The following is a 26,589-nucleotide window of genomic DNA, read 5'->3' on the forward strand; positions in this document are numbered from 1 at the left end:
CCGGGCAACGGGTGTGCCTGATTACTTGGCTGGTGTCGCCGTTCCACACTCGGCGCCCGGATCCGTGTCACACGGCAGGCCAGTCGGGATCCCGGTGGGCGGGTCGGCGAGCTTCCCGGCCGCGTCCAGCGCAGTGGTCTGCGTGACCTTCAGGTCCTTGGCCGGGATCACCAGGGCGAAGAACCGCAGCCGGTTCGTCGCGGGGGTGCCCACCGCGTCGGCCGTGTAGGTCTTCCCGCCTGCCTTGATCACCACCTTCCGCGCGTCGGCCGAGACGGCGCCCATCACGAGCGTCTGGGCGATCTTCGCGGCGTTCTTCTCCTTCGCGTGCCCCTGCACGACGTGATGGCTGACGCGCTGACCGGGCCTCCACTCGTTGAAGCACACGTACGGGCGCCCGAAGCTGTTCGCGGGGCCCTCGTCGGTGACCATGCAGCCCTGGTTCGAGAAGGCGAGCACTGCCCAGCTCTCGGTCGGTATCGTGCCCGTCGCGACGTAATAGGCCTTGGGCCGGTAGGCGTTGGCGTCCGGCATCTTGGTGAAGACCTTGTCCGACCACGGCGCCGGCATCATGGTCTGGTGGTCGCCGGTGGGGGACGCGGCCGGAGTCGTCGACGGAGTGGTTTGCACCGGTACCGACGGGGCGAAGCCGGCGACGCCGGGCTCGTTGCCTGCCGAGCGGACGTTGTCGAGGACCGGGCCGGCGGCGAGGACCGCGGCGGTGGCTGCGGCTGTCGCCACGACGACCGCCGTACCGCGGCGTCGACGCTGACGGCTCTTGATGCGGAGCCGGATCGGCGCGGCCGGGTCGGCCGGCTCGGGACGGGCTTCGGTCAGTACGGCGAACTTGGTGCTCAGGTCGTCGGTCATGCGATTCCCCTCCCGGCCAGGTCGGCCAGTTCGTCGGGTGTGCTGAAGCGATGGTCGGTGCGGAGTGCGTCGAGACCGCGGCGGGTGTGCTGCTTCACGGCGCCGACCGAGCAGCCGAGCAGGTCGGCGACGGATTGCTCGGACAGATCCTCGGCGTACCGCAGGTAGACGGCGGCGCGTTGGCGTGGACTCAGCCGGGCCATCGCGGCGCGGAGGGCGAGTCGTTCGTCCACTTGTCCGGTGGACGAGCCGACCGCGGTGTCGGGTGGCGTCTCCGTCGGGCGTTCACCGATCCAGCGGCGGCGCCGGCCGGACAGGAACGTGGTCGTGACGATCTTGCGCAGATAGGCCTCGGGGTTCCCGGCGCTCACCTTGCGCCAGTGGAACCACAGCTTGGTGAACGCCTCCTGCGCGAGGTCCTCCGCCGTCTGATGGTCCAGGGTGAGCGCATAGGCGAGCCGCGCGGTCGTGCTCCAGCGAGCCCGCACGAAGGCGTCGAAATCGTCGCTGGTCGGGTCTTGTCTCATCGGCATCCCTTCCTCACCCCTTGAACGCCGTCGCCGGCGTCGCAGGGTGACAGGTCAGCCGAGGAGTTTCCGACCAGCCGGCCGCCGGGGCTTGTCAGTCGGCCGGGTCGGCGGGCTCCTCGTCGGGCTGGACGTAGTCGGGGTCGCCGCCCTCGTCGCCCGACCGGGCGCCGGCCTGCGCCAAGTGGGAGACGGACTCGAGTTCGGCCAGGACGGTCTGGTGCTGGTCGACACACAACACGACCAGATCGCCGCGGTTGGAGCGGCCGAGCGCGTGCCGGACAGCGGTGAGTTCGTCCAGCACGATGTCGACCCGACGGCACCGGGCGCCGTTCTCCATCGCGGCCCGTACGCCGGCCTCGACCAGCGCTGCCGACTCACCGCGCTTCCGTCCGCGCAGCCGTGCGTCCTCGCGGACGACGACCACGTCGAAGTGCTGTGCGGCGACCTCGCCGAGTTCACGGATGTCGTCGTCACGCCGGTCGCCGGCGGTCGCGACCACACCGATCCGCGACGGCCGGCCGGTCTCCGACGACGCGCTCAGGCTCTCGCCGAGCCGGTCGACGAAGTCACCGAGCATCCGCATCGCCGGCGCGTTGTGGCAGTAGTCGACGATCACCGTCCGGCCGTCCACGTCGATCTCGTTCAGCCGGCCGGGGGACAGGTAGTACGACGTGTTGAACGTCCGGAGCCCCTGCCGGATGTCGTGCAGCGGCGCGCCGGCGGCGAACGCGGCCGCGGCGGCCGCCATCGCGTTCTGCACGTTCATCATCGCCCGCCCGCCGAACGTTGCCGGCAGCAAGTGAGTCCAGGCCAGCTGCATCGACCGGCGGCCGTGCTTGACCACGATCATGTCACCGAGGTCCGACCGCTCCAGGACGACGGCCCGGCCGCCGCGCCGGCAGTGCCCCTCGATGTAGTCGCGCACCTCGCTGCCCGCCTCGGCCATGCTGAACCAGACCACCTGGCCGGAGCACTTCCGCCGCATCTTGCGCACCAGCGGGTCGTCGGCGTTCAGTACGGCGAACCCGGTCCGCGGAACCGCCTCGACGAGCACCGCCTTCACGTCGGCCAGCTGCTCGAGGGTCTCCACACCGCGCAGACCGAGGTGGTCGGGCTGGATGTTCAGGACGACGGCCACGTCGTTGCGCTCGTACCCGAGACCCTCGCGCAGGATCCCGCCGCGGGCCACCTCGAAGACCGCGAAGTCGACCCGCGGGTTCTGCAGCACCATCCGGGCGGACTTCGGACCGGACGCGTCGGCCCGGATGACCAGCCGCTCGTCGATCACGATGCCGTCCGTGGACGTCATCCCGACCTTGCGGCCGATGCCCTTGAAGACGTGGCTGATCATCCGCGCGGTGGTGGTCTTGCCGTTGGTCCCGGTGACCGCGACGATCGGGATCCGGCTGGTCGAGCCCGGCGGGAACAGCATGTCGACGACCGGCTTGGCGATGTACTGCGGCTCACCGATCGTCGGGTTGGTGTGCATCCGGAACCCGGGGGCCGCGTTCACCTCGCAGATCGCGCCGCCGGTCTCGCGGACCGGCTGGGTGATGTCGGGGCAGATGAAGTCGATCCCGGCGATGTCCAGCCCGATCATCCGGGCCGCCTCCTCGGCGATCTCGACGTTCTCCGGGTGCGCCTCGAAGGTGCGGTCGATCGAGATGCCGCCGGTGGACATGTTGCCGGTGAGCGTCAGCTTCACCATCACGTCCTCCGGCGGTACGTCGTCCAGCTCGAACCCCTGGCTGCGGACGAGTTCCCGGGCCGCGTTGTTGATCGTGATCCGGGTCAGGATCTTCTCGTGCCCGACGCCGCGGCGCGGGTCGGCGTTGGTGATGTCGACCAGTTCGGCGACGGTGTGGACGCCGTCACCGACCACGTGCGCCGGCACGCGTTCGGCGATCGCCTCCATCCGGCCGTTGATGATCAGGCAGCGGTAGTCCTTGCCGGTGACGAAGTTCTCCACGATCACCCAGCCGCGGCGGGACTGCTCGGCGGCGATCGGGAACGCTTCCCGGACGGCGTCCGGGTCGGACAGGTTGAGGCAGACGCCGCGCCCGTGGTTGCCGTCGAGCGGCTTGCAGACGACCGGGTACCCGATCTTGGTGGCGACCGCGACCGCCTCCTCGACCGTGCGGACCGACTCCGACCGCGGCACCGGCAGACCGGCCGACGCGAGCAGCCGCGTCGTCAGGTCCTTGTCGCCGGCGATGTCGACCGCGATCGACCCGGTCTCGGACGTCATCGTCGCCCGGATCCGCTTCGCGTGCACACCCTGGCCGAGCTGGACCAGGCTGGCCTTGTTCAGCCGGATCCACGGGATGTCGCGGGAGACCGCCTCGTCCACGATCGCCTGCGTCGACGGGCCGAACGCGGTCCGCTCGGCCTGCTTGATGAACTTCTCCAGCTCGACGGTGAAGTCGAACGCCGGGTCCGGCTGGACCAGGTGGTTCACGAACCGGACGGCGAGCTCACCGGCGGCGAGTCCGACGAACTCGTCGGCGTACGCGTAGGTGATGTTGTAGCGGCCGGGGAAACCCTTCACCTGGCGGGTCTTGCCGCGCCGCATGTCGTGGCCGGCCTCCTGCTGCAGCTGCAGGGCGACGTGCTCGGTGATGTGGCCGAGCCACGTGCCCTCGTGCAGCCGCTCGATGAAGCCGCCTTTACGGCCGCGTGAGCAGTGGTGCTGGTCGAGCCGGGGCAGGTACTCGAGCAGCTTGTCGGTGAACCCGGGGATCGTGTTCGACGGGAAGTTCTCCAGCGATCCCAGGTCGACGACCAGGTGGATCGCCTGGTCGTAGCTCCAGACGTTCGGTCCGCGGTAGACGCGGGTCTCGATGATCTTGAGGTCGGGGGCGGGGGTTCCGTGGGTGCCGTTAATGGTCATGCGTGTCCATTGTCTGGTTGCGTGCGGTCGGGCGTGCCTGAGGGGAGGTCGAGTTCGGCGCCGGCCGTGATCGGCTCGGTCGCCTCCGGTCTGGACTCCCCGGCGGCCACCGGTCTGGTGGATCTCGACGTCCGGCGTCCCTCCCGCCGCTTCCGCTCCGCGTAGTACTTGGGTGACACGCCCTCGGCGGCGATCTCCTTGGCCAGTTTCCGCAGGTCCCGCTCGGCGGCCTGCAACTCGGCGATCTCCTCGGCCGGCGGCTGCGGCCCGTACGACAGCAGCACCCGCGCCTGCAGGTCGAACGTCGCGGTCGCGGGCAGCACGTGCAGTACGACGCCCGACGCCAGGATCGGCTCGGATCGCTTTGCGTAGTGCGCGTTCGAGGTGATCCGGCTGCCGTCGAAGATCGTCACCGCGCCGCGTCCGACGACCTCGAGGTGAGTTCCGCGGACCACGGCCGCGGTGTCCTCGTCGACGCCGATGCCGAGCAGGCCGGGGGACTGGGCGACGAGCGACAGCAGCCGGCCGTACCGGTTCCGCTGGGCGAAGTGCTGGTCGACGATCGCGCCCTGGACCAGGCCGAGGCCACCGGCCAGCTGGCTCATCCGCTGCCGCGGGGTGGCGCCGGAGCGGCCGAACGCGATCATGTGCTCGGCCAGGATGCTGGCGCCGGCCGACGTACCTCCGACCGCGGCGCCGCGCGCGTGGGCGGCGGTGATCGCGCGGCCGAACGCCGTACCGGTGACGACACCGGCGAGCTTCAGTTGGTTGCCGCCGGTCATGAAGATGCCGGTGGCGTCGTCGAGCGGCTGAACGAAGGCCGGGTCGTCGGCGTCCTCCCGGTTCTCCGGGCGGACGCCGACGACACTCTCGGCGCCGAGGGCGGCGAACAACGCGTGGTAAACGTCGACGATGTCGGGGCCGAGCGCCGACGCGGTCGGCACGACCACGATCCGGGCCTTCGACCCACCGGCCGCCTCGACGAACTCCTGCAGCACCATCCGCTTCTTGAGTTTGTCCTCGGCGCCACCGATGGCGAACAGGGCCCCCGGACCCCTGCTCACCCCACGCTGCTGTTCAGACATAGCCGAAGGATAGGTGCTCACCTCCTCCGGAGCCGTCTGGCCCCGTCGTCGTACCGCGGTCAGCGGCCGAAGGCCAGCCAGTTGAGGTTGACGTAGTCGGCGGGTTGGCCGCTGGTGAAGGTGATGTAGACGTCGTGGACTCCGGTGACGGCGGAGATGTTGGCGGGGACGGTTCGCCAGGATTGCCAGCCGCCGGTGTTGGCGATCGCGAAGCTGCCGATCGGGGCGTTCGACCGACTGTCCAGGCGTACTTCGACCAGGCCGCTGACTCCGCCGGCCGCGCCGGACGCGACTCGCGCGACGAACTGCGTTGCCGCCGTACTGCCGAAATCGATGCCGCGGTACAGCGCCCAGTCGCCGTTGCTGATCTGCATGAGGTTCTGACCGCCGCCGGTGTCGGTCGTCGCCTCCAGACCCATCCCGGACTGCTGACCGTACGACTCGGCCTGGATCGTGCTGTAGGCACTGCTGCCGCCTGGCGGCGGTGTGGTCGGGGGAGTGGTGCCGCCACCGCGTGAAGTCACGGCCACGTAGTCCACGATCATCGGATGCCCCGGAACGGTCTCCGGCCGGGGCGTCGGCCCGTTGAGCGCGTCCGGGAAGGCGCCGCCGATGGCGACGTTCAGCAGGATGAAGTAGCCGGCGTGCGAGGTCATGTTCGACCAGGTGTCGGCCGGCAACTGCCCTTGGCTGATCGAGTGGTACTGCTGCCCGTCGACGTACCAGCGCAACTGGTTCGGCGAGATGCTCGTGTCCCACTCGAACCGGTAGGTGTGGAAGCCGGACTGGCAGGTCGAGCCCGGGCACGCGCGGCTGGCGCCGAGGCCGCTGGTCTCGTTGCACGGGCCGCCGGGGTTCACACCGCAGTGCAGGACACCCCAGACCGAGTTGATCCCGTTGACGTTCTCCATGATGTCGAACTCGCCGATGCCCGGCCAGTTCCAGTAGTTCCCGCGGTACGGCGATCCGAGCGCCCAGAACGCGGGCCAGTAGCCGAGGGCCGCGGCGCCGGTGACGTTGGGCATCTGGATCCGGCTCTCGATCGCGAGCACGCCGCCGCTCGGCGGTTTGAAGTCGCCGCGCCGGGTCTCGATCCGGGCCGACGTCCAGTTGCCGGCCGCGTCGCGGCGGGGTGTGATGCGCAGGTTGCCGGTGCCGTCGAGGGCGAGGTTGCTGGTGCTGTTCGTGTAGTTCTGGATCTCGCCGGTGCCCCAGTTCGCGGGGCCGCCGGGATAGCCGTGGCCGGTGTCGACGATCCAGTTGGCGCTCGACGGCAGCGTGCCGCCGGGTCCGTCGAAGTCGTCACTCCACACGGTCGTCCAGCCGTTGGCCGGTGGCGGGACGCTGGCGTCGGCCGCGACGGCCAGGGCGCCGGTGACCAGGAGTGGGGCGATCAATGCGGCGATCAAGGGGCGGGAACGCATGACTACCTCCTTCAGGGGTTAGTCTATGGGAGCGCTCTCATTCCGGTGTGTCAACAGCTCGTCACAGGCTGGGTTTCAGTGCGTGCGGCGATAGACCGTCGTACTCCGCCGGACCCGCATGCCGAGGCGTTCGTACATCCCGAGCGCTCCGGTGCCGGAATGCGTCCAGAGGATGCAGTCCCGCCGACCGAGCCGGTGAAAGACGGCACACGTGTCGTCGAGCATCGCCCGCGCCACGCCCTTGCCCCGATGATCGGCGCGTACGGCGAGTTGCTCGACGTACCCCTCGTCGGTCTCCGGCAGGTCGAGGGCGACGACGGCACCGACCAGCTCGTCACCGGCGAACGCCAGCGTCGAGGCATCCGGCCGGAACGTGGAACGCTCCACAGTCAGCCGGGCCCATTCGTCGTACGACTTCCGCCGCTGCTGGAACTCGGAGAACGCCGTCTCGATGAGCTCGTGCACCTCGCGCGCCCGGGCCTCGTCGTACGGCGTGAGCGTGATGCCGTCCGGCACCTTCCTCGGTCCTGGCGCGACGATCGGCCGTTCGAGCAGCCAGTTGGTCGCCAGCACCTCGTACCCGCGCGACCGGAGCAGCTCGGTTCCGGCCCGGTCGGCGTCGTCGACCGCCTGCGCGAGCCACTCGCTGCCCTCCTCGCGCGACCGCGCCTCCGCCCAGTCGAGCAGCGCCGTGCCGATTCCCCGGGCCCGGTACGACGGGTGCACGTCGACCTGAGCGCGTTTGCCCAGGTGCACCCAGGCCCACCCGGCCAGTTCGCCGTCGGGCGCCTCGACGACGAGGGTGTCGCGTGTCATGTCCAACTCCGGCCGCCGGAGATCCGCAGCGACCGCATCCGGGACCACCTCGGCCCGGCCGTGCCAGCGGATCTCGCCCTCGGCCAGGAGCCGGTAGATCGCTGTTGCGTCGTCGATCGTCGCGGGACGGCTCGTGAACCCGTGCGGGAGCATGCCCCGATCATCGCGCACCGGCGGGGCAGAACCGGTCAGGCCGGATTGTCCGCGTCGGCGGCTTCGACTTCCTCGCGGCTGATGCCGAGCAGGTACAGGATCGTGTCCAGGTAGGGCACGCTCAGGTGCGTGTCGGCCGCCTCGCGGACGACCGGCTTGGCGTTGAAGGCGACCCCGAGCCCGGCGGCGGCGAGCATGTCGAGGTCGTTGGCGCCGTCACCGATCGCGACCGTCTGCGACAACGGCGTACCGGACATCTCCGCGAACTCGCGCAGCGCGGTCGCCTTGCCGGCCCGGTCGACCACGTCGCCGACCACCCGGCCGGTCAGCTTGCCGTCGACGATCTCCAGTTCGTTGGCCTTGGCGTAGTCGATGCCGAGATCGGCGGCCAGCTTGTCGGTGATCTGGCTGAACCCGCCGCTGACGATCGCGAACTGGTACCCCAGCCGCTTCAGCGTGCGAACCAGCGTGCGCGCTCCGGGCGCCAGCTGGATCGCCTGGTACACCTCGTCGAGCGCTGACTCGGGCAGGCCGGCCAGCTGCGCGACCCGGTGGTGCAGGGACTCGGCGAACTCGAGCTCGCCGCGCATCGCCTGTTCGGTGACGGCGGCAACTTCCTCCAGCCGGCCGGCGTGGCCGGCGAGCATCTCGATGACCTCGCCCTGGATGAGGGTCGAGTCGACGTCCATCACGATCAGCCGCTTCGCCCGCCGGTACAACCCGCCGGCCTGGACGGCGACGTCGAGCTTCTGCCGGACCCCCTCCATCGCCAGCACGGCCCGCAACGCGTCCGGATCGGCACCGGAGACGGCGATCTCCATCGCGGTCACCGGGTAGCGCGCCATCCGGCTGATCCGGTCGATGTTCGCGCCGGTGTCGGCGATCCGGCCGGCGATCGCGGCCAGGCCGGCCGCGGTGAGCGGGTGCCCGATCACGGTCACCTGGGTGCGGCCCTTGCGCCGGGGCTCGTTGTCGCCGATGCCCTTCTTCACCGAGATGTCGACGTCGAGGACGGTCTCGAGCGCCTTCAGTTCTTCCTTGAGGCTCTTGTGGTCGCGCGGCGCGGACACCAGCACACCGAGCACCAGCCGGCCCCGGAGGACGACCTGCTCGGCGTCGATCACCTCGACCCCTCGGGTGGCGAGCGTCGAGAGCACAGCGGAGGTCAGGCCCGGGCGGTCTGTGCCGGTCAGAATGACCAATAGCGTCGGGCGATCGGGCGAGGGCGTCTCGAGCTCAGCCTGTCCAGTCATGGCAGCACGAACGGTACCCAAACCACATCAGTCGCGGACCGGCGGTCCACATGCCGCGACGAGAGCACGACGGGCGGCCGCGGCCAACTCCGTCAGCGTCCGCCGGCGGGCGTCGGCCTCGGCGCCGGTCACCGCGGCGCCGTCGTCCTCGAGCGCGGCGTCGGCGATGGCCAGGCACCGGCGCGCGGTGGCGGCCGTCTTCACGGCTCGCGGTTGGTAGCCGGGGGCAAGGTCGTCGTTGCGGCCGGTGCCGATCTTGCGGATGTCGATCAGCGCGTCGGCGATCTCCGGCTTCCACCGCGCGACGTCGAGCGCCGCCAGCGATTCGGCCGCCTCGATCAGCGCCATCCGCAGTCCGCGGTCGGCTTCGCCGAAGTCGGCCGGCACCGGGCTGGTCGCGGCCATCACGGTCCACTGCACGGCCGGACCGACGTACGACGGAACCAGCCCGAGCTCGGCTCCGGTCAGGACGACGGCCTCACCCGACTCCAACGCCGCCTCGTTGAAGGCCGGCGGGCCGGCCAGTCCGATCGGATCGCCCGGGATCGGCAACGCCAGGTGCGCCTGGGTCGCACCCGCGGCCCGCAACAGGTTCAGCGCGACCGGCAGCGTGGCCGGCGCCGGGTGCGCGGCAAGGCCGGCCACGTGGTGCCCGACGTCGTCCCCGAGGATCTTGTGGGCGGCCGTGTCGGGGTCGCAGGCACCGGTCAGCATCGCGTTGGTCCACACGGTGAACCGAACCGAGGCGGAGGTCGTCAACACGCCCGCAAGTCTCCCATCACCCCGTCCGCCGTACGACACCAGCAGGGTGGGCGCGAGACCGGGGGGAGCGACCCCGTAGGTTTTGGGGCATGAGTGCAGTGGTGGAGCTGGCCGGGGTGTCGATCGTTCGTGGTGGGGCGCGACTGCTCGACGGGATCGACTGGACAATCGACGAGGCCGACCGCTGGGTCGTGATCGGCCCGAACGGCGCCGGCAAGACGACGCTGCTGCAGATCCTCGCGGCGCAGATCCACCCGACCGCCGGCGTCGCCGGGCTGCTCGGCGAGGTGCTCGGGGCGGTCGACGTGTTCGAACTGCGGCCGCGGATCGGGCTGACCAGTGCCGCCTTGGCCGACCGGTTGCCGCGCGGCGAACGGGTGTCGGACGTCGTCGTCTCCGCGTCGTACGCCGTACTCGGCCGCTGGCGCGAGGAGTACGACGAACTGGACCACCAGCGGGCCAAGGAGCTGCTGACCGAGCTCGGCATCGGCCACCTCGCCGACCGGACCTTCGGCACCTTGTCGGAGGGGGAGCGCAAGCGGGTCCAGATCGCCCGCGCGCTGATGACCGACCCCGAGCTGATGCTGATGGACGAGCCCGCGGCCGGACTCGACCTCACCGGCCGCGAGCAGCTGGTCCGCTCGCTCAGCTCGATCGCGACCGCGGCCGGCGCACCGGCGATGGTCCTGGTCACCCACCACGTCGAGGAGATCCCACCGGGCTTCACCCACGCGCTGCTGCTGAAGGAGGGCCGGATCGTCTCCGCCGGCCCCATGCAGGAGGCCCTCACCTCCGAGACCCTCAGCGAAACCTTCGACCTGGCGCTCTCCCTCAAACAGGAAGACGCCCGCTACACCGCCCGCGCCCTCTGACGCCGGCCGGGCATTTCAGGGGTTAACCCCTGGAGTTGCCCGTTCTGCCCCGGTATGCGGAGGCGAGAACGGGCAACTGCGGGGGTTATCCGCTCATGTGTTCGGGGGCGGGGAGGTTGGATCGGGTGGACGGCGGTGTGCGTCCGATCGTTGTGGACCTGCTTGGGGCCCGGAACGCGGATAGGCTTGGGAAATGATGGATTGGCTGCGGGACAACATCTGGGCGGCGTGGCTGACGATTGCCGCCGTCCTCGGTCTGGCCGAACTGGCTTCACTCGACTTCACCTTGCTGATGCTGGCGGCCGGCGCGCTGACCGCCGCCGGGGTGAGTGCCGTCTTCCCGGGACTGCTCTGGCTGCAGATCGTCGTCGGCCTGATCACCGCCGCCGCGATGCTGGTCGCGATCCGTCCACTGCTCGCCCGGAAGTTCCACCACGGCGCCGAGCTGAAGACCGGCTCCGCGCACGTCATCGGCCGGACCGGGACCGTGGTGAAGGAGATCCATCCCGACGGCGGCGGCTCGATCCGGCTCGGCGGTGAGCTCTGGACGGCCCGTCCGTACGACGAGGTGTCGACGATCGCCCCGGGGACGCGGGTCGAGGTGATGTCGATCGACGGTGCGACCGCGGTCGTCTACCCGGTCGGCGACCCGCTGCACCACCAGTTGAACAACCCCGAGTCGAACCCCACCGACCCGCCGCAGAGCTGAGGGCCGACCCCGGTTGCGTGACCGGGTGACCGCAGTACTGTCGGAGCGGAGGACGACAGAAGTACTTGTCCGATCAGGCAGCCCACGCGCCGGGGAACCGGTACGCCGAGTGGACCGTCGATAGGAAAGACTGTCCGTCCTGAGGTTCTGTCGAGTGGAGGGTCGGAATGACCGCGTTCCTCGTAGTGCTGGCAGTGGTCGCCGTGATGGTGATCGTCACGCTGGCGAAGTCCGTTCGGGTGGTGCAGCAGCAGACCGTCGGGATCGTCGAGCGGTTCGGGAAGTTCAAGACCGGTCTCCAGCCCGGCCTGAACCTGCTGATGCCGTTCGTCGACAAGGTGCGCTACACCATCGACATGCGCGAGCAGGTCGTCGCGTTCCCGCCCCAGGGCGTCATCACCGAGGACAACCTGATGGTGTCGATCGACTCTGTCATCTACTTCCAGGTGAACGACCCGGTCCGGGCGACGTACGAGATCTCCAACTACATCCAGGCGATCGAGCAGCTCACCATGACCACGCTGCGGAACATCATCGGTGGCATGGATCTGGAGCAGACGCTGACCTCGCGTGAGGAGATCAACGAGAAGCTCCGGTACGTCCTCGACGAGGCCACCGGCAAGTGGGGTATCCGGGTCAACCGGGTCGAGCTGCGCTCGATCGACCCGCCGCCGTCGATCCAGGACTCGATGGAGAAGCAGATGCGGGCCGACCGCGACAAGCGCGCGGCGATCCTGACCGCCGAGGGTATGCGGCAGTCCGCCGTGCTGTCGGCCGAGGGGCAGAAGCAGTCCGCGATCCTGACGGCCCAGGGTGACAAGGAATCCCGGATCCTGCGGGCGCAGGCCGAGCGGGAGGCGCGGATCCTCAAGGCCCAGGGTGAGGCGCAGGCCATCACCACGGTGTTCAACGCGATCCACGCCGGCAAGCCGGACCAGGGTCTGCTCGCGTACCAGTACCTGCAGATGCTCCCGTCGATCGCTCAGGGCGACGCGAACAAGCTGTGGATCGTGCCGAGTGAGATCGGTGACGCGCTCAAGGGTCTCGGCAGCGCGGTCGGTCAGGTGGCCGGCATCCCGCAGAAGGCCGAGGGTTCCTGGCAGGCGCCGGAGATCGACAACGGCCAGGTGCCGGAGGTCGAGGCGGGATCGGATGCCGCGCAGGATGCCGCGGTGGCCGAGGCCGACCACGCGGTCGCCGAGGCGATCGCCGCGGCGCAGAACGCGGCCGTCAGCAGCCGCGGCCAGCAACCGGTCACGCCGCCGCCCTCGATCGGGCAGAACCAGGAGCCCCCGGCTCCGCCGTCACCCGAGCCGCCACTCGAACGCTGACCCCGAACCGCCCCGGCCTGGCCCGGGGCGGTTCTGCTGTGCCGGCCGCCGGATGAGTGCTCAACGGACGGACGGCTGAGCGATGGATCCGGTCAGGTGCGTAGAGTCTGGCAGCGATGACATGGTTCGAGGCGCTGTTCGTCCTGCTGGCGGGGATGGGCGCGGGCACGATCAACGCCGTGGTGGGCTCGGGCACGCTGCTGACCTTCCCCGCGTTGCTTGCCGTCGGCATCCCGCCGGTGCTCGCGAACGTGAGCAACAGCGTCGGTCTGGCACCGGGTACGGCGGCCGGCGCGATCGGCTACCGGCGTGAGCTCGAGGGCCAGCGCGGGCGGATGATCCGCTTGATCCCGGCGTCGCTGGTCGGCGGCGTCGTCGGGGGAGTGCTGCTGCTGACGCTGCCCGATTCCGCGTTCGACGCCGTCGTACCGGTGCTGATCCTGCTCGGGTGTGTGCTGGTCGCCTTCCAGCCCTGGTTGTCGCGGTGGATCAGCGTGCCGTCGCATCACCACCGGGGTGCCTGGTGGGTGATCCCCGCGGTGTTCGCCACCGGTGTCTACGGCGGGTACTTCGGCGCCGCGCAAGGCGTGCTGCTGATGGCGATCCTCGGCCTCGGCCTGGACTCCAACCTGCAACGGATGAACGGCCTGAAGAACGTCCTCGCGACCGTCGTGAACACGGTCGCCGCCGTGTTGTTCATCATCGTCGCCGATGTCGACTGGACGGCCGCGGTGCTGATCGCGGTCGGCTCCACGATCGGCGGCTTCCTCGGTGCCCGCTACGGCCGCAAGCTGCCGCCGATCGCGTTGCGTGCCCTCATCGTCTGCATCGGCGTCCTCGCCATCGTCACGATGGTGTTCTGAGCTGCAACCCGGCCAGCAGCAGGTCCAAGCCGTAGTCGAACTGCTCGTCGCCACCGGTTGTCCGGGCGAGCTCGGGAGCCAACTCGACAACGCTGGGGAACTCCCGGGCTGACAGTGACTCCATCGTCGTCCGCAACCGTCGCCACGCCTCCGGGTCGCGGCGCTCGGCGGCCATCTGGATCTCCCAGGACGTTGCCCCGAGCACGTAGGTGAACAACGTGGTGTGCGTCCGCGCCGCGATCTCCGGCGCGAATCCGGCCTTCCGCAGCACGCTCAGCAGCCCCTCGGCGACCCGAGCCGTCTCGTCGCCGCTCAGCGGCCGGCCGGACAGAAGTTGCGCCAGGCAAGGATGTTGCAGCATCAGCAGCCGCAGTCCGCGGCACACCGCCCGGACCTGATCCGGCCACGGCAGATCTTCCGGTACGGCGGGCAGCAACGCCATCAGGTGGTTGCGGACGGCGTCGTACAGGTCGGCCTTGTTCCGGAAGTACGTGTAGAGCGCCATCGGCCCGACCCCGAGCTCGGCCGCAACCCCGCGCAGGCTGAACCCGTTGAGACCCTTCGACTCCATCAACTCCAGGGCGGTCCGCACGATCAGCTCGGAGCTGAGCGTGTTGCGCGGCGTCCTCGCCATGTGACGCACCTCCCGTCGGCGTCTTAACGTACAGTGTATAGTACGGTGTATGCGAGCGATACGGATTACTCAGTTCGGCGGACCCGAGGTGCTCGAGATCAGCGAGGTTCCGGAGCCGGTCGCCGGTGACGGCCAGGTCCTGATCACGGTCGACCGGGCCGGCATCAACTACGCGGACACGCACCAGGTCGAGAACAGCTACCTGTCGAAGACCCAGCTGCCGCTGATCCCGGGTGGCGAGGTCGTCGGACGGACGGCCGACGGTCGCCGCGTGGTCGCGCTCGTCGGTTCCGGTGGCTACGCCGAGAAGGCTGTTGCCCAGGCGCCGTACGCCTTCGACGTGCCGGACGGTGTCAGCGACGGCGCCGCGCTCGCTCTTGTCCTGCAGGGCACCACGGCCTGGCACCTGCTGAGGACGTCCTCGCATCTGCAGCCTGGGGAGTCCGTGCTGGTGCACGCCGGAGCTGGTGGGGTCGGATCCCTCGCGGTACAGCTCGCGAAGCTGTGGGGTGCCGGCTGGGTGATCGCGACCGCGTCCAGCGAGGAGAAGCGCAAGCAGGCGGTCGAGCTCGGGGCGGATGCCGCCATCGACGGCGAGCCGGAGGGCCTGAAGGACCGCATCCTCGATGCGAACGCCGGCAAGCCGGTCGACATCGTGCTCGAGATGGTCGGCGGTCCGACGTTCGACGAGTCCTTCGCCGCGCTGGGGCGCTTCGGCCGCCTGGTGACCTTCGGTGCCGCGTCGCGGCAGGCCGCCGCCCCGATCGATCCGGCCCGGTTGATGAAGGGCTCGAAGACGGTCGCCGGCTTCTGGCTGGCCGACTGCTTCCGCAACCCGGCCCTCTTGGCCGAGCCGCTGGCAGAACTGTTCGACCTGACCGCGAGCGGCAAGCTCCGCCCGATCATCGGCGGCGACTATCCGCTGTCCGACGTCGCGACGGCCCACGAAGACCTCCGGGCCCGCCGCACCGTCGGCAAGCTCCTCCTCGACCCGACCCGCTGATTCCGGAGACGACAGCTATGACGATCGCAGTAGAGAAGGTTCTGTACACCGCCAAGGCCACGGCCCAGGGCGGTCGCGACGGCAAGGTCGCGAGCAGCGACGGCAAGCTCGACGTGGTGGTGGTGCCGCCGGTCGAGATGGGCGGCAACGGCAAGGGCACCAACCCGGAGCAGCTGTTCGCGGCCGGGTACGCCGCCTGCTTCCACAGTGCGCTGAAGCTGGTCGCCCGCAAGGCCCGTCAGGACGCCGACGGCTCGACCGTCACCGCCGAGGTCGGCATCGGCCCGATCAACGGTGGCGCCGGCTACGGCCTGGAGGTCGTGCTCGAGGTGAGCATGCCCGGTGTCGACCACGCGGTCGCCGAGGAGCTGGTCGCCAAGGCCCACGAGGTCTGCCCGTACTCCAACGCCACCCGCGGCAACATCAAGGTCGACCTCCGGGTCGCCTGAGGTCAGTCCATCCGGGCGAGGGCGTCCTTCAAGAGGGTCTCGGTCTGCGACACCGGCGCCGCCGCGATGGTGAGTGCCTCCATGATCGCGACGTACTCGTCGACCTCTTCGAGCTTGTCCAGGTACAGCGCGCTGGCCGCGTGCTCGATGTAGACGATGTCCGGCAGGTCGCCCTCGGGGAACCGCAGGATGCTGAACGCGCCGCCGGCGCCCGGGTAACCGACGCTGCTGAACGGCATCACCTGCAGCGTAATGTTCGGCTGCTGCGCCCACATCATCAGGTGCTCGATCTGCGCCCGCATGATCTTCTCGCCGCCGACCGGGCGGCGCAGCACGGACTCGTCGATGACCACCCACAGACGCACCGGGGTCGGCCGGGTGAGGATCTGCTGTCGCGTCACCCGGAGGGCGACCCGCTGGTCGATCTCCTCCGCGGGCAGGTAGGCCCTGCCCATCTGGACGACGGCCCGGGCGTAGTCCTCGGTCTGCAGCAGACCGGGGACGAACATCACCTCGTAGGTCCGGATCAGGGTGGCCGCGACCTCCAGGCCGACGTAGTTGGTGAACCAGGTCGGCATCACGTCGCCGTACCGGGACCACCAGCCCGGGTTGTTCGCCGCCCGGGCCAGCTCCATCAGCCGGAAGCGTTCCTCCTCGTCCCGCATGCCGTAGAGGTCGAGCAGGTCGCTGACGTCGCGTTCCTTGAACCCGACCCGGCCGAGTTCCATCCGGCTGACCTTGGACTCGGAGGCGCGGATCTGCCAGCCGGCGTCCGCACGGCTGATCCCGGCCTGCTCCCGCATCCGCCGCAGCTGTCCGCCCAGCATGATCCGGAGAGCGGTCGGTCCACCGTCTCCCGCAGCCACCGTCACCTGGTCACCCACACCCCGCACCCGTCCACTCACCCATTTCAGCCCGCGAGCCTACCGTCTGTCCACGGCAACAGGCGGCAAGCCGTCCACAGACACGGCCTACAGTGGCGGCATGGGAAACGAGATCAGCGTGGTGGACGCCAAGGAACGCAGCCGGTACGAGGCGGTCGACGCCGACGGGAACCTGATGGGCTTCGTCGACTACAAGCTGTACCCCGGTGTCATCACCTTCCTGCATGCCGAGACGCTGCCGGAGTTCCGCGGCCAGGGCGTGGCCGGCCGGATCGCCACCAAGTCCCTGGACGACGCGCGGGCGCTCGGGCTGCGGGTCAAGCCGGCCTGCCCGTTCTACCAGGACTACCTCGCCGAACACCCCGAGTACGCCGACCTGACCAAGCGGGAGGGCGAGTGAGGGAGCCGGTGCTGGGCAAACTCGAGTGGCGGCAGGCCGCCGAGGTGCCGGAACTGCTGGCCGATCCGGTCCGCGACGGCCTCGGCTCGATCCCGGCGTACGCCGCCGCGATCGACCCCGGCCTGGCCGACACGGCCGCGTTCTGCGCGGAGTACGACGTACCGATGGCCGCGTCGGCGAACTGCGTGATCGTCCACGGCAAGCGCGCCGGTGAGTCGACGTACGCCGCGGTGATGGTGCTCGCCACCCACCGGGCCGACGTGAACGGCGTGATCCGCAAGCACCTCGGTGTGCGGAAGATCTCGTTCGCCGCCCAGGACGACGCGGTCGGCAGGACCGGGATGGAGTACGGCGGCATCACACCGATCGGACTGCCGGCGGACTGGCCGGTCCTGGTCGACGAGGCGGTCGCGAACGCCGGACCGGTCGTGATCGGCAGCGGCGTCCGGGCGTCCAAGCTGCTCGTCGACGGCGCCGACCTGGCCAAGCTCCCCACCGCCGAGGTGCTGCAACTCGCTGGTCCCGTGAGCTGACCGGTGCCGTCGCGGGTGCCCCGCCGTAAGGTAGGCCGGTGGGTTCGCTCCTGATTGCCGGTACGACGTCCGACGCCGGGAAGACGACCGTGGTGACCGGGCTGTGCCGGTGGCTGGCGCGCCAGGGTGTCCGGGTGGCGCCGTACAAGGCACAGAACATGTCGAACAACTCGATGGTCTGTGCCGACGGCGCCGAGATCGGCCGGGCGCAGTGGATCCAGGCCGTCGCCGCCGGCGCCGAACCGGAGGCCGCGATGAACCCGGTGCTGCTCAAACCGGGCAGCGACCGCCGGAGCCACGTCGTGCTGATGGGGGAGCCGTGGGGTGAGCTCACCGCCCGCGGCTTCCTCACCGAGCGGGCCGAGTTGGCCAAGGCGGCGTTCGCGGCGTACGACGATCTGGCCTCCAGGTACGACGTAGTGATCAGCGAGGGGGCCGGGAGCCCGACGGAGATCAACCTGCGCCGGTCGGACTACGTGAACATGGGGCTGGCCCAGCATGCGAAGGCTCCGGTGGTCGTGGTCGGCGACATCGACCGCGGGGGAGTGTTCGCGTCGATGTTCGGCACGGTCGCGTTGCTCGACGCCGCGGACCAGGCGCTGATCAGCGGGTTCCTGGTGAACAAGTTCCGTGGTGACGTGTCGCTGCTGCAGCCGGGGATCGACATGCTCACGTCCGCGACCGGCCGGCCGACGTACGGCGTACTCCCGTGGCTGCCCGAGCTCTGGCTGGACTCGGAGGACGCCCTGGACATCCCGGTACGACGAAGCTCGCCGGCGGACCTGCTCACTGTGGCGGTGGTGCGCTTCCCCCGGATCAGCAACTTCACCGATCTGGACGCGCTCGCGGTCGAGCCGACGAACAGTGTGTTCTTCACCACCAGCCCGGCCGAGGTACGGGACGCCGATCTGGTCGTCCTGCCCGGATCACGGGCGACCGTGGCGGACCTGCGGTGGTTGCGGGAGCAGGGGCTGGCGGAGGCGGTGACTGCCCGGGTCGCGGCCGGGCGGCCGGTGCTCGGCATCTGCGGTGGATATCAGATGCTGGGCGGTGCGATCACGGATCCGCACGGTGTCGAGGGTGGCGGGGAGCACAGCGGGCTCGGGTTGTTGCCGGTAGCAACCGTGTTCGAGGCCGGGAAGGTGCTGGCCCGGCCGGCCGCGACGGCGTACGAGATCCATCACGGTGTGGTGACGGTGGCCGGGGAGGCGGACGCGTTCGCCGGTGGCTGCCGGGTCGGCAACACCTGGGGGACGATCTGGCACGGGCTGCTCGACGACGATGCGGCGCGCCACGCGTTCCTGGCCGAAGTGGCCGGGCTGACCGGCAAACCGGCGCCGGGCGGCACGGTCTCGTTCGCCGCGCTGCGCGAGGCCCGACTCGACCGGCTTGCCGACGCGATCGACGAGTACGTCGACACGGACGCGCTGATGAAACTGATCGAGCACGGGCCGGTGGCACCGCCGTTCATTCCACCGGGTGCGCCGAAACTGTCCGGGGCGTGAGCTAGCGTCGTCGGCTATGAAGGCTGAGCTGCAGGAGTACCTCCAGGCGACCCGAGCGTTGATGCTCTCCAAACTGGAGGGCCTGAGTGAGTACGACCGGCGTCGTCCGCTCGTGCCTTCGGGGACGAACCTGCTGGGGCTGGTCAAACACCTCACCGGGGTCGAGTACGTCTACCTCGGGACCAGCGTCGGGCGACCGCCGGAGAAGCCGCTGCCCTGGGACGAGGACGGCTCGGTCTGGGAGGGCGGCGACATGTGGGCGCTTCCGTCGGAGAGCTCCGACTACATCACCGACCTGTACCGCGCTGCCTGCGCCCACAGTGACCGCAGCATCGCCGAGTTCTCGTTGGACACCCCTGCGGAGGTCCCACACTGGGCCGAGGACAAGCGTCGTACGACGTTCGGCGCCTTGCTGGTCCGCGTCGTCGACGAGACCGCGCACCACGCCGGCCACGCCGACATCATTCGGGAGCTGATCGACGGCCAGGGCGGTGCGGATTCCGGCATGCTCGACGAGGCCGGCTGGACCGACTTCTACGCCAAGATCCAGCGCGCCGCCGAGACGTTCCTGCCGGGCTGATCAGGTGACCACCGACGGACTGACCGCGTTTCAGCGGGTGCGAGGGCGGTTGTTCGGGATCGCCTACCGGATGCTCGGCACGGCGACCGACGCCGAGGAGATCGTGCAGGAGGCGTGGCTGCGGTGGCAGGGCGTCGACCGGGAGACAGTGAAGGACCCCGGTGCCTACCTGGCCAAGGTGGTCACGAACCTGTCGATCCAGCAGCTCACCTCGGCCCGGGTACGACGAGAGACGTACCTCGGGGAGTGGTTGCCGGAGCCGGTGCTCACCGGCCGGCCCGAGTTCGGCGAGCTCGGACCGCTCGACGTGGTCGCCGAGCGCGATTCGGTCTCGTTCGCGTTGTTGCTCCTGCTCGAACGACTCACGCCGGCCGAGCGGGCGGCGTACGTACTGCGGGAGGCGTTCGGCTACAGCCATCGCGAGGTCGCCGAACTGATCGGCACCACCGAGGCGAACGCGCGCCAGCTCGCCTCCCGGGCGGCCAGGCGCGTCGCCGCCGAGCCGAAGCGGGAGCGCCGGGTCGATCCCGCGGAGTGGCGCAAACTGGTCGAGCGGTTCGTCGCCGCGGCGCAGCTCGGTGAGGTCGGTGAGCTGGAGAAGTTGCTCGCCGAGGACGTCGTGGCGCGGGCCGACGGCGGCGGCAAGGTCGTTGCCGCGCGCAACGCGCTGACCGGCCGCGAGCGCGTGGCCCGCTACCTGATCGGCGTCGTGGAACGCTTCGGCGCGGGGATCGAGCCGCGGATCGCCGAGGCGAACGGCCGGCCCGCGCTGGTTGCCGTCAGCGCCGACGGTGTCGAGGCCGTCTGTTTCGTCGAGTTCGGCGACGACGGGGTGAGCGAGCTCCGGTTCGTGCTGAATCCGGACAAGCTGGGATTCGCGGTCGGGCAGTTGTCACGAATCGGAGGGCTACCCGATCTCGGCTGGTGAACGAAAGGACACCAGATGGGAACCATCCTCGTCACCGGCGGCACCGGCACCCTCGGCCGGCCCACCGTCGACCACCTCCGGGCGGCCGGCCATGAGGTCCGCGTCCTCAGCCGTCGGACCGGACCGGGCCTGGTCACCGGCGACCTGACGACCGGCAGCGGCATCCAGGCGGCGGCCGACGGCGTCGACACGATCGTCCACCTCGCGACCGGCCTCGGCCGGCGGGACGTGCAGCAGGCGCGCAATCTCCTGCAGGCGGCACGCGGCTCGGCGCACCTGGTGGTCATGTCGATCGTCGGCATCGACCGGATTCCGCTGCCGTACTACCGGCACAAGCTCGAGGTCGAGCGGCTCGTCGCCGCGTCGGGAACGCCGCACACGATCCTGCGGGCGACGCAGTTCCACAACCTGCTGGACCGGATCTTCAGCGTGAAGGTTCCGGTCGTCCTCGCCCCGCCGGTCACGCTCCAGCCGATCGCGGTCGAGGACGTCGCCGTACGCCTCACCGAACTCGTCGCCGAACCGCCGGTCAACGGCCGGGCGCCGGACATCGGCGGGCCTGAGCGTCGTCGGGTCACCGACCTCGCCCGCGCGTGGAAGGCGGCCCGGTCAGCTCGCCGGCCGGTGGTCGGAGTCCGTCTTCCCGGGAAGGTGTTCCGTGCGTACGCCTCCGGTGCGGCGATCGTCGACGGGCCGTCGTACGGATCGATCACCTTCGAGGAGTACCTCGGATGAGGGGCTACGTGCGGTCCGTCCTCATGGTGTTCGCGGCGTACGAACTGATCCTCGGCGTGTGGCTGACGTTCTTCCCGGCGTCTTTCTACCAGCTGCCGACGGTCGACTGGACGCCGCCGTACAGCGAGCATCTCTTCCGCGACTTCGGCGGTGCGACGCTCGGGGTGGCGGTCGTGCTCGTCGCAGCGGCGATCCGCTTCGACCGGTTCCTCACGGTTGTCGCGCTGTCGGCGTACCTGGCCTTTGCGGTGCCTCACCTGTACTTCCACCTCGGGCACCTCGAGGGCGACTCGCCGGGTTGGTCCGCCGTCGTGGCGGTGGTCACGACGCTCAGCGTGCTCGTGCCGGCGAGCGCTCTGGTCGCCGCACGCAAGCTGACTTGACGACTGTGACAGTAGAACTGTCACAATAGCGGGCATGGGTCCTCTGCAGGGGGTGAAGGTCGTCGAGTTGGCCGGGATCGGCCCGGCACCGTTCGCCTGCATGATGCTCGCCGAGCTCGGCGCCGAGGTTCTCCGGGTCGACCGGCCCGGCGGCGGCCTGTCGTTCGGGCCACCCGAGCTCGACCTGGTCAACCGCGGTCGCCGCAGCGTCGCCCTGGACCGGAAGAACCCGGCGGCGATCGACGTCGTACGGCGCTTGGCCACGAAGGCCGACGTACTGGTCGAAGGCTTCCGGCCGGGGGTCGCCGAGCGGCTCGGGCTCGGGCCGGAGGACCTGCACGCGATCAACCCGAAGCTGGTGTACGGCCGGATGACGGGCTGGGGGCAGGACGGGCCGCTCGCCCAGACCGCCGGGCACGACATCGACTACATCGCGCTGTCCGGTGCCCTGCACCTGATCGGCCGCGCCGGCGGACCGCCCCAGGTGCCGTCCAACCTGCTCGGAGACTTCGCCGGCGGGTCGCTGTACCTGGTCGTCGGCATCCTGGCCGCGCTGCACGAGGCGCAGCGGAGCGGGCGTGGTCAGGTTGTCGACGCGGCGATCGTCGACGGATCGGCGCACCTGACCACGATGATGCTCGGCGCCCTCGCCGCCGGGGCCTGGAAGCAGGAGCGCGGCACGAACCTGCTGGACACCGGCGCGCCGTTCTACGACGTGTACAAGACCGCCGACGGCAAGCACCTGGCGGTCGGCGCGCTGGAGCAGCCGTTCTACGACGAGCTCATCACCAGGCTCGGCATCAACGCCCCGGACCGCAACGATCCGGCGAACTGGCCGGAGCTCCGCAAGCTGCTCTCCGAGACCTTCGTTCGGCGGACCCAGGCCGAGTGGACGGAGGTGTTCGACGGCTCCGACGCCTGCGTCGCGCCGGTGCTGCCGCTCGCCGCCGATCATCCCCACCTCGTTGCCCGGGGCACCTTCGTGGACAAGGACGGCGTCCGCCAGGCCGCACCCGCCCCACGCTTCTCCCGTACGCCGACCAGCCTCGCCCGCCCGCCCGCGCGGGCCGGCCAGCACACCCGCGAGGCGCTCGGCGACTGGGGCATCACCGACATCGACGACCTGCTGGCTGCCGGCGCCGCCGTACAGGACTGAGAGGAAACCGCCCGTGGAACGTCAGCTCTTCGACGCCGATCACGATGCCTTCCGGGAGACCGCGCGGGCGTTCTGCGACAAGGAGATCGTGCCGCACCACGACGCCTGGGAGGAGGCCGGCATCGTGCCCCGGGAGGTCTGGACCGCGGCCGGCCAGGCGGGTCTGCTCGGCTTCATGATGCCGGAGGAGTACGGCGGTGGCGGCACCCGCGACTTCCGGTTCAACGCCGTACTGATCGAGGAACTGACCCGGGCCCGGGCGAGCGGGGTCGGGTTCGCGATCCACACCGACATCACGTCGGCGTACCTGCTGGACTACGCCACCGACGAGCAGAAGGCGCGCTGGTTGCCCGGGTTCTGCTCCGGGGAGACGATCACCGCGATCGCGATGACCGAACCCGGTGCGGGCAGCGACCTGCAGGGGATCCGGACCACGGCCCGGCGGGACGGCGACCACTACGTGCTGAACGGCCAGAAGACGTTCATCTCGAACGGCATCCTGGCCGATCTCGTCATCGTCGTCGCGAAGACCGATCCGGCCGCGGGCGCGCAGGGGATCTCGCTGCTGGTGGTCGAGCGCGGGATGCCCGGGTTCGAGCGCGGCCGGAACCTGGACAAGATCGGCCTCAAGGCGCAGGACACCGCCGAGCTGTTCTTCGACGACGTCAAGGTGCCGGTGGCGAACTTGCTCGGCGACGAGGGCAAGGGTTTCGTCTACCTGATGGAGAAGCTGCCGCAGGAACGCCTCGCGATCGCCGTCGTCGCGGCCGCGGCGTGCGAGAACCTGCTGGCCGGGACGCTGGCGTACGTGAAGGAGCGGAAGGCGTTCGGCCGCCCGATCGGCTCGTTCCAGAACAGCCGGTTCGTGCTCGCCGAGATCGCCACCGAGACCCAGATCGCCCGGGTCTTCGTGGACCGCTGCATCCAGGAGCTGAACGCCGGCACGCTGACCGTGGCCGAGGCCGCGATGGCGAAGTGGTGGACCACCGAGCTGCAGAAGAAGGTCGTCGACCGCTGCCTGCAGCTGTACGGCGGCTACGGCTTCATGACCGAGTACCCGATCGCCAAGGCCTACCTCGACACCCGGGTCCAGACGATCTACGGCGGCACCACCGAGATCATGAAGGAAATCATCGGCCGGACGATGGGAATCTGAGCAAGGCGTGATTGACTTCCCTCAGGCGCGTCGAGGGAGGTCGCCATGGGGATCGTGTCGCCGGGGTTCACCGGGCGTCGGCGGGGCGGGTCGGATCTGCCGCCCGGGCAGTACCTGACAGAGGACTTTCCGGTGCTGTCCGCCGGGCCCACGCCGCACATCCGGACCGAGCACTGGGAATTCACCGTCACCACCGAGACGGGCGAGGCGCACCGGTGGGACTGGGCCGGTCTGCTCGGCATGCCCGCCGAGGAGATCACCAAGGACATCCACTGCGTGACCAGGTGGTCGAAGCTCGAGACCTCCTGGAAGGGCGTCTCGCTCGACACCCTGCTCGCGGACGTGGAGACCTCGGCCGATTTCGCGCTCGCCCACAGCTACGGCGGCTACACGACGAACCTGCCGCTGGACGATCTGCTCGACGGCCAGGCCTGGATCGCGTACGAGTACGACGGCGAGCCGCTGGACCCCGAGCACGGTGGGCCGGCCCGCCTGCTCGTGCCGCACCTGTACTTCTGGAAGAGCGCCAAGTGGGTCCGCGGTCTGGTCCTGTCCGACACCGAGGACCTCGGGTTCTGGGAGACCGCCGGCTACCACGAGTACGGAGATCCATGGAAAGAACAGCGATACGCCGGCGACTGAGCTGGCAGGTCGCCACAGTCACCGACGTACGGCGCGAGACCGCGACCGCCCGGACGCTGGTCCTCGACGTACCGGACTGGCCGGGACACCTGGCCGGTCAGCACCTCGACGTGCGGCTGACCGCACCGGACGGCTACCGGGCCTCCCGGTCGTACTCGCTCGCGTCGGCCTGGACCGGTGACACGATCGAGCTGACCGTCGAGCAGGTGCCGGACGGCGAGGTCTCGCTGTACCTGGTCGACGTACTGAAGGTCGGCGATCCGCTGGAGATCCGCGGGCCGGTCGGCGGCTGGTTCGTCTGGAAACCGGAGCAGGAGGGGCCGGTGCAGCTGATCGGCGGGGGATCGGGGATCGTCCCGCTGATGGCGATGCTGCGCGCGCACAAGCAGGCGGACAGTACGGCGCCCGTCCGCCTGCTCTACTCCGTACGGCGGCCCACCTCGGTGCTCTACGTGGACGACCTGAAGTCGGTGGCGGCTGCGAACCACGTCGACATTCGGCTGGTCTACACCCGGGAGGCGCCGGCGGGGGAGCCGCGAGTCGGCCGGATCGACGCCGACCTGCTCGAGCAGTTCGCGTTCCCGCCGGCGGACGCGCCGACGACGTACGTGTGCGGGCCGACGCCGTTCGTCGAGGCGGTGGCGGACCTGCTGGTCGCGGCCGGTCACGACCCGGCCCGTGTGAGAACCGAACGTTTCGGACCAACCGGAGGCCCGCAGTGAGTGAAGCCACCTACCTCGACGGCAACGCGGCCGCCGGTGCGTTGAGCCAGCTGTTCGCCGTGGACATCACCGCGGCGATCGCCCGCTGCGCCGGCTGCGGCCAGGAAGGCGTGTTCGCCGACACCCGGCTCTACGTGAACGCGCCGGGCCTGGTCGCCCGGTGCACCGGCTGCGACGGCGTACTCGTCCGCGTTGTCACGACACCGACCGACACCTATGTGGACATGCGCGGACTGACCTACCTCAAGCTGCCCAACGACAGCCAGTGATCTGTCGTCGGGTGGTGGTGCACGGCCTCGTTCAGGGTGTGTTCTTCCGGGACAGTTGCCGTCGTGAGGCTCAGCGGGCCGGCGTCAGCGGATGGGTGCGGAACCAGCCGGACGGCACGGTCGAGGCGCTCTTCGAGGGTGCGGAGGACGACGTCGAGCGGATGCTGGAGTGGGTTCGGCACGGGCCTCCGTACGCGCGGGTCGAACGCGTCGACGTGACCGAGGAGCAGCCGAGCGGACGCAGCGGCTTCGCCGTCACCCGCTAGCTACTTCTTCGGCGCACGCCGCGGCGGCTTGCTCCCGGTCCGGCGGATGGTGTCGCGCTGGGTCTCGCCGACGGCACGCTCGTAGGCGAGGACCAGGCCCTGGATCGTCACCGGTTTGAACCGCTCGACCAGTTGCTGGATGTGCTCGGGCGGCCCACCGGAATCCCGGTAGTGCGGCCACACCTTGGTGCGGAAGACCTCGGTCAGTTCCTCGGCGATCGCGCGGCCGTGCTCGGTGAAGATCCGGCCGGCGTCCAGCACCGCCTCGACCGGCAGGTCCAGGTCGAGCAGTTCCACGCCCAGGCTCAGGTGCGCGGTCGCGACCTGGAAGACGTCCTCGTCCGGCGTCGGCTCGACCACGCCGAGGGCGACCAGCATCTCGATGTCGTCGTCGCTCAGTTCGCGTCCGGTACGCCGTACCAGCGCGGCCCGATCCAGGGTCTCGGGCAGATCCCGCATCCACGGCGTCAGCAGGGTCCGGTGGAGTGCGATGTCCTGCGGCGTCGCGTCGGCCGGGATCCGGTCCAGGTAGCCCTCGATCGCCGACAGGGTGAACCCGTGCGCCTGCAACTCCCGGACCAGGTCGAGCCGCGCGATGTGCTCCGGCCCGTAGTACCCGACCCGCCCGCGCCGGATCGGCGGCGGGATCAGCCCGCGGCCGGCGTAGAAACGCAACGTCCGCACCGTCATCCCGACCCTCGCCGACAACTCGTCGACGGTGAGGGTCGCATCGTCCCCCGCGACTTCAGACATGGCGGAGATCATAACGAGCCCTACTTGACCATC

Annotated in this window: 30 protein-coding genes; 19 read left to right on the top strand and 11 right to left on the bottom strand. The window is 70.0% G+C overall.

Annotated elements, in window-relative coordinates; genetic code table 11:
• Positions 1 to 21 precede the first annotated feature (21 nt).
• The 8 genes from ACYVOK_RS07950 to ACYVOK_RS07985 form a co-directional block, all read right to left on the bottom strand.
• A complete protein-coding gene (locus tag ACYVOK_RS07950; RefSeq protein WP_460661618.1) occupies positions 22 to 870 on the bottom strand; it encodes a hypothetical protein in 849 nt (282 codons plus the stop codon).
• Positions 867 to 1,397: a SigE family RNA polymerase sigma factor gene (locus tag ACYVOK_RS07955; RefSeq protein WP_460661619.1), complete on the bottom strand. Its 531-nt coding sequence runs from the start codon at positions 1,395 to 1,397 to the stop codon at positions 867 to 869. Before ACYVOK_RS07955 ends, ACYVOK_RS07950 begins: the two co-directional genes overlap by 4 nt.
• Positions 1,398 to 1,491: 94 nt before the next feature.
• Entirely contained in the window at positions 1,492 to 4,290 is a 2,799-nt protein-coding gene (gene cphA / locus ACYVOK_RS07960; RefSeq protein ID WP_460661620.1) for a cyanophycin synthetase, read from the bottom strand.
• Complete coding sequence (locus tag ACYVOK_RS07965; protein ID WP_460661621.1) at positions 4,287 to 5,375, bottom strand: cyanophycinase; 1,089 nt, start codon at positions 5,373 to 5,375, stop codon at positions 4,287 to 4,289. The genes cphA and ACYVOK_RS07965 overlap by 4 nt, the downstream gene beginning before the upstream one ends.
• A gap of 59 nt (positions 5,376 to 5,434) precedes the next feature.
• On the bottom strand, positions 5,435 to 6,799 hold the full coding sequence (locus ACYVOK_RS07970) for a glycoside hydrolase family 16 protein (RefSeq protein WP_460661622.1): 1,365 nt from the start codon (positions 6,797 to 6,799) through the stop codon (positions 5,435 to 5,437).
• A gap of 75 nt (positions 6,800 to 6,874) precedes the next feature.
• Entirely contained in the window at positions 6,875 to 7,768 is an 894-nt protein-coding gene (locus tag ACYVOK_RS07975) for a GNAT family N-acetyltransferase (protein ID WP_460661623.1), read from the bottom strand.
• 35 nt (positions 7,769 to 7,803) lie between these two features.
• On the bottom strand, positions 7,804 to 9,021 hold the full coding sequence (serB, locus tag ACYVOK_RS07980) for a phosphoserine phosphatase SerB (protein ID WP_460661624.1): 1,218 nt from the start codon (positions 9,019 to 9,021) through the stop codon (positions 7,804 to 7,806).
• A 27-nt stretch (positions 9,022 to 9,048) separates the two neighbouring features.
• A complete protein-coding gene (locus tag ACYVOK_RS07985) occupies positions 9,049 to 9,783 on the bottom strand; it encodes a hypothetical protein (RefSeq protein WP_460661625.1) in 735 nt (244 codons plus the stop codon).
• Between the two features lie 89 nt (positions 9,784 to 9,872).
• On the opposite strand from ACYVOK_RS07985, the gene ACYVOK_RS07990 reads away from it, so the two are divergent.
• The 4 genes from ACYVOK_RS07990 (at position 9,873) to ACYVOK_RS08005 (ending at position 13,558) form a co-directional block, all read left to right on the top strand.
• On the top strand, positions 9,873 to 10,655 hold the full coding sequence (locus tag ACYVOK_RS07990) for an ABC transporter ATP-binding protein (protein WP_460661626.1): 783 nt from the start codon (positions 9,873 to 9,875) through the stop codon (positions 10,653 to 10,655).
• A 193-nt stretch (positions 10,656 to 10,848) separates the two neighbouring features.
• The gene (locus tag ACYVOK_RS07995; RefSeq protein ID WP_460661627.1) at positions 10,849 to 11,364 is read left to right on the top strand and encodes an NfeD family protein; all 516 of its coding nucleotides are present in this window, start codon (positions 10,849 to 10,851) and stop codon (positions 11,362 to 11,364) included.
• Between the two features lie 167 nt (positions 11,365 to 11,531).
• Positions 11,532 to 12,695: an SPFH domain-containing protein gene (locus ACYVOK_RS08000; RefSeq protein ID WP_460661628.1), complete on the top strand. Its 1,164-nt coding sequence runs from the start codon at positions 11,532 to 11,534 to the stop codon at positions 12,693 to 12,695.
• A 116-nt stretch (positions 12,696 to 12,811) separates the two neighbouring features.
• A complete protein-coding gene (locus ACYVOK_RS08005; RefSeq protein WP_460661629.1) occupies positions 12,812 to 13,558 on the top strand; it encodes a sulfite exporter TauE/SafE family protein in 747 nt (248 codons plus the stop codon).
• Here ACYVOK_RS08005 and ACYVOK_RS08010 read toward each other — a convergent pair.
• The gene (locus tag ACYVOK_RS08010) at positions 13,542 to 14,192 is read right to left on the bottom strand and encodes a TetR/AcrR family transcriptional regulator (RefSeq protein WP_460661630.1); all 651 of its coding nucleotides are present in this window, start codon (positions 14,190 to 14,192) and stop codon (positions 13,542 to 13,544) included. The genes ACYVOK_RS08005 and ACYVOK_RS08010 overlap by 17 nt on opposite strands.
• 49 nt (positions 14,193 to 14,241) lie before the next feature.
• On the opposite strand from ACYVOK_RS08010, the gene ACYVOK_RS08015 reads away from it, so the two are divergent.
• Both ACYVOK_RS08015 and ACYVOK_RS08020 read left to right on the top strand, forming a co-directional pair.
• Positions 14,242 to 15,195 (top strand): quinone oxidoreductase family protein, encoded by a 954-nt coding sequence (locus ACYVOK_RS08015; RefSeq protein ID WP_460661631.1) that lies wholly within the window; start codon positions 14,242 to 14,244, stop codon positions 15,193 to 15,195.
• A 17-nt stretch (positions 15,196 to 15,212) separates the two neighbouring features.
• A complete protein-coding gene (locus tag ACYVOK_RS08020) occupies positions 15,213 to 15,644 on the top strand; it encodes an organic hydroperoxide resistance protein (RefSeq protein WP_460661632.1) in 432 nt (143 codons plus the stop codon).
• Between the two features lie 2 nt (positions 15,645 to 15,646).
• Here ACYVOK_RS08020 and ACYVOK_RS08025 read toward each other — a convergent pair whose 3' ends face one another.
• Complete coding sequence (locus ACYVOK_RS08025; RefSeq protein WP_460662184.1) at positions 15,647 to 16,471, bottom strand: helix-turn-helix domain-containing protein; 825 nt, start codon at positions 16,469 to 16,471, stop codon at positions 15,647 to 15,649.
• A 157-nt stretch (positions 16,472 to 16,628) separates the two neighbouring features.
• On the opposite strand from ACYVOK_RS08025, the gene ACYVOK_RS08030 reads away from it, so the two are divergent.
• Genes ACYVOK_RS08030 through ACYVOK_RS08090 form a run of 13 tightly spaced genes read left to right on the top strand, consistent with a single transcriptional unit; the run spans position 16,629 to position 25,803 of the window.
• Positions 16,629 to 16,928 carry a GNAT family N-acetyltransferase gene (locus ACYVOK_RS08030; protein ID WP_460661633.1) on the top strand — a complete coding sequence of 100 codons (300 nt, stop codon included), beginning with the start codon at positions 16,629 to 16,631 and terminating at the stop codon, positions 16,926 to 16,928.
• Positions 16,925 to 17,461: a YbaK/EbsC family protein gene (locus tag ACYVOK_RS08035; protein ID WP_460661634.1), complete on the top strand. Its 537-nt coding sequence runs from the start codon at positions 16,925 to 16,927 to the stop codon at positions 17,459 to 17,461. The genes ACYVOK_RS08030 and ACYVOK_RS08035 overlap by 4 nt, the downstream gene beginning before the upstream one ends.
• 38 nt (positions 17,462 to 17,499) lie before the next feature.
• Entirely contained in the window at positions 17,500 to 18,966 is a 1,467-nt protein-coding gene (locus ACYVOK_RS08040; RefSeq protein WP_460661635.1) for a cobyric acid synthase, read from the top strand.
• 16 nt (positions 18,967 to 18,982) lie between these two features.
• Positions 18,983 to 19,546 carry a DinB family protein gene (locus ACYVOK_RS08045; protein WP_460661636.1) on the top strand — a complete coding sequence of 188 codons (564 nt, stop codon included), beginning with the start codon at positions 18,983 to 18,985 and terminating at the stop codon, positions 19,544 to 19,546.
• 4 nt (positions 19,547 to 19,550) lie between these two features.
• Complete coding sequence (locus ACYVOK_RS08050; RefSeq protein ID WP_460661637.1) at positions 19,551 to 20,474, top strand: RNA polymerase sigma-70 factor; 924 nt, start codon at positions 19,551 to 19,553, stop codon at positions 20,472 to 20,474.
• A 15-nt stretch (positions 20,475 to 20,489) separates the two neighbouring features.
• On the top strand, positions 20,490 to 21,209 hold the full coding sequence (locus tag ACYVOK_RS08055) for an SDR family oxidoreductase (RefSeq protein ID WP_460661638.1): 720 nt from the start codon (positions 20,490 to 20,492) through the stop codon (positions 21,207 to 21,209).
• The gene (locus tag ACYVOK_RS08060; protein ID WP_460661639.1) at positions 21,206 to 21,592 is read left to right on the top strand and encodes a hypothetical protein; all 387 of its coding nucleotides are present in this window, start codon (positions 21,206 to 21,208) and stop codon (positions 21,590 to 21,592) included. Before ACYVOK_RS08055 ends, ACYVOK_RS08060 begins: the two co-directional genes overlap by 4 nt.
• A gap of 34 nt (positions 21,593 to 21,626) precedes the next feature.
• Complete coding sequence (locus ACYVOK_RS08065; RefSeq protein WP_460661640.1) at positions 21,627 to 22,748, top strand: CaiB/BaiF CoA transferase family protein; 1,122 nt, start codon at positions 21,627 to 21,629, stop codon at positions 22,746 to 22,748.
• 13 nt (positions 22,749 to 22,761) lie between these two features.
• A complete protein-coding gene (locus ACYVOK_RS08070) occupies positions 22,762 to 23,904 on the top strand; it encodes an acyl-CoA dehydrogenase family protein (RefSeq protein WP_460661641.1) in 1,143 nt (380 codons plus the stop codon).
• A gap of 45 nt (positions 23,905 to 23,949) precedes the next feature.
• Complete coding sequence (locus ACYVOK_RS08075) at positions 23,950 to 24,546, top strand: sulfite oxidase-like oxidoreductase (RefSeq protein ID WP_460661642.1); 597 nt, start codon at positions 23,950 to 23,952, stop codon at positions 24,544 to 24,546.
• Positions 24,516 to 25,268 (top strand): ferredoxin reductase, encoded by a 753-nt coding sequence (locus tag ACYVOK_RS08080; protein ID WP_460661643.1) that lies wholly within the window; start codon positions 24,516 to 24,518, stop codon positions 25,266 to 25,268. Before ACYVOK_RS08075 ends, ACYVOK_RS08080 begins: the two co-directional genes overlap by 31 nt.
• Complete coding sequence (locus tag ACYVOK_RS08085; protein WP_460661644.1) at positions 25,265 to 25,537, top strand: DUF6510 family protein; 273 nt, start codon at positions 25,265 to 25,267, stop codon at positions 25,535 to 25,537. Before ACYVOK_RS08080 ends, ACYVOK_RS08085 begins: the two co-directional genes overlap by 4 nt.
• Positions 25,534 to 25,803, top strand: coding sequence for an acylphosphatase (locus tag ACYVOK_RS08090; protein WP_460661645.1), 270 nt, complete (start codon positions 25,534 to 25,536; stop codon positions 25,801 to 25,803). The genes ACYVOK_RS08085 and ACYVOK_RS08090 overlap by 4 nt, the downstream gene beginning before the upstream one ends.
• On the opposite strand, the gene ACYVOK_RS08095 is transcribed toward ACYVOK_RS08090, so the two are convergent.
• Positions 25,804 to 26,556: a MerR family transcriptional regulator gene (locus tag ACYVOK_RS08095; protein WP_460661646.1), complete on the bottom strand. Its 753-nt coding sequence runs from the start codon at positions 26,554 to 26,556 to the stop codon at positions 25,804 to 25,806. It abuts the gene before it with no gap.
• Positions 26,557 to 26,589: the final 33 nt, after the last annotated feature.

The organism is Kribbella swartbergensis (assembly GCF_054784135.1).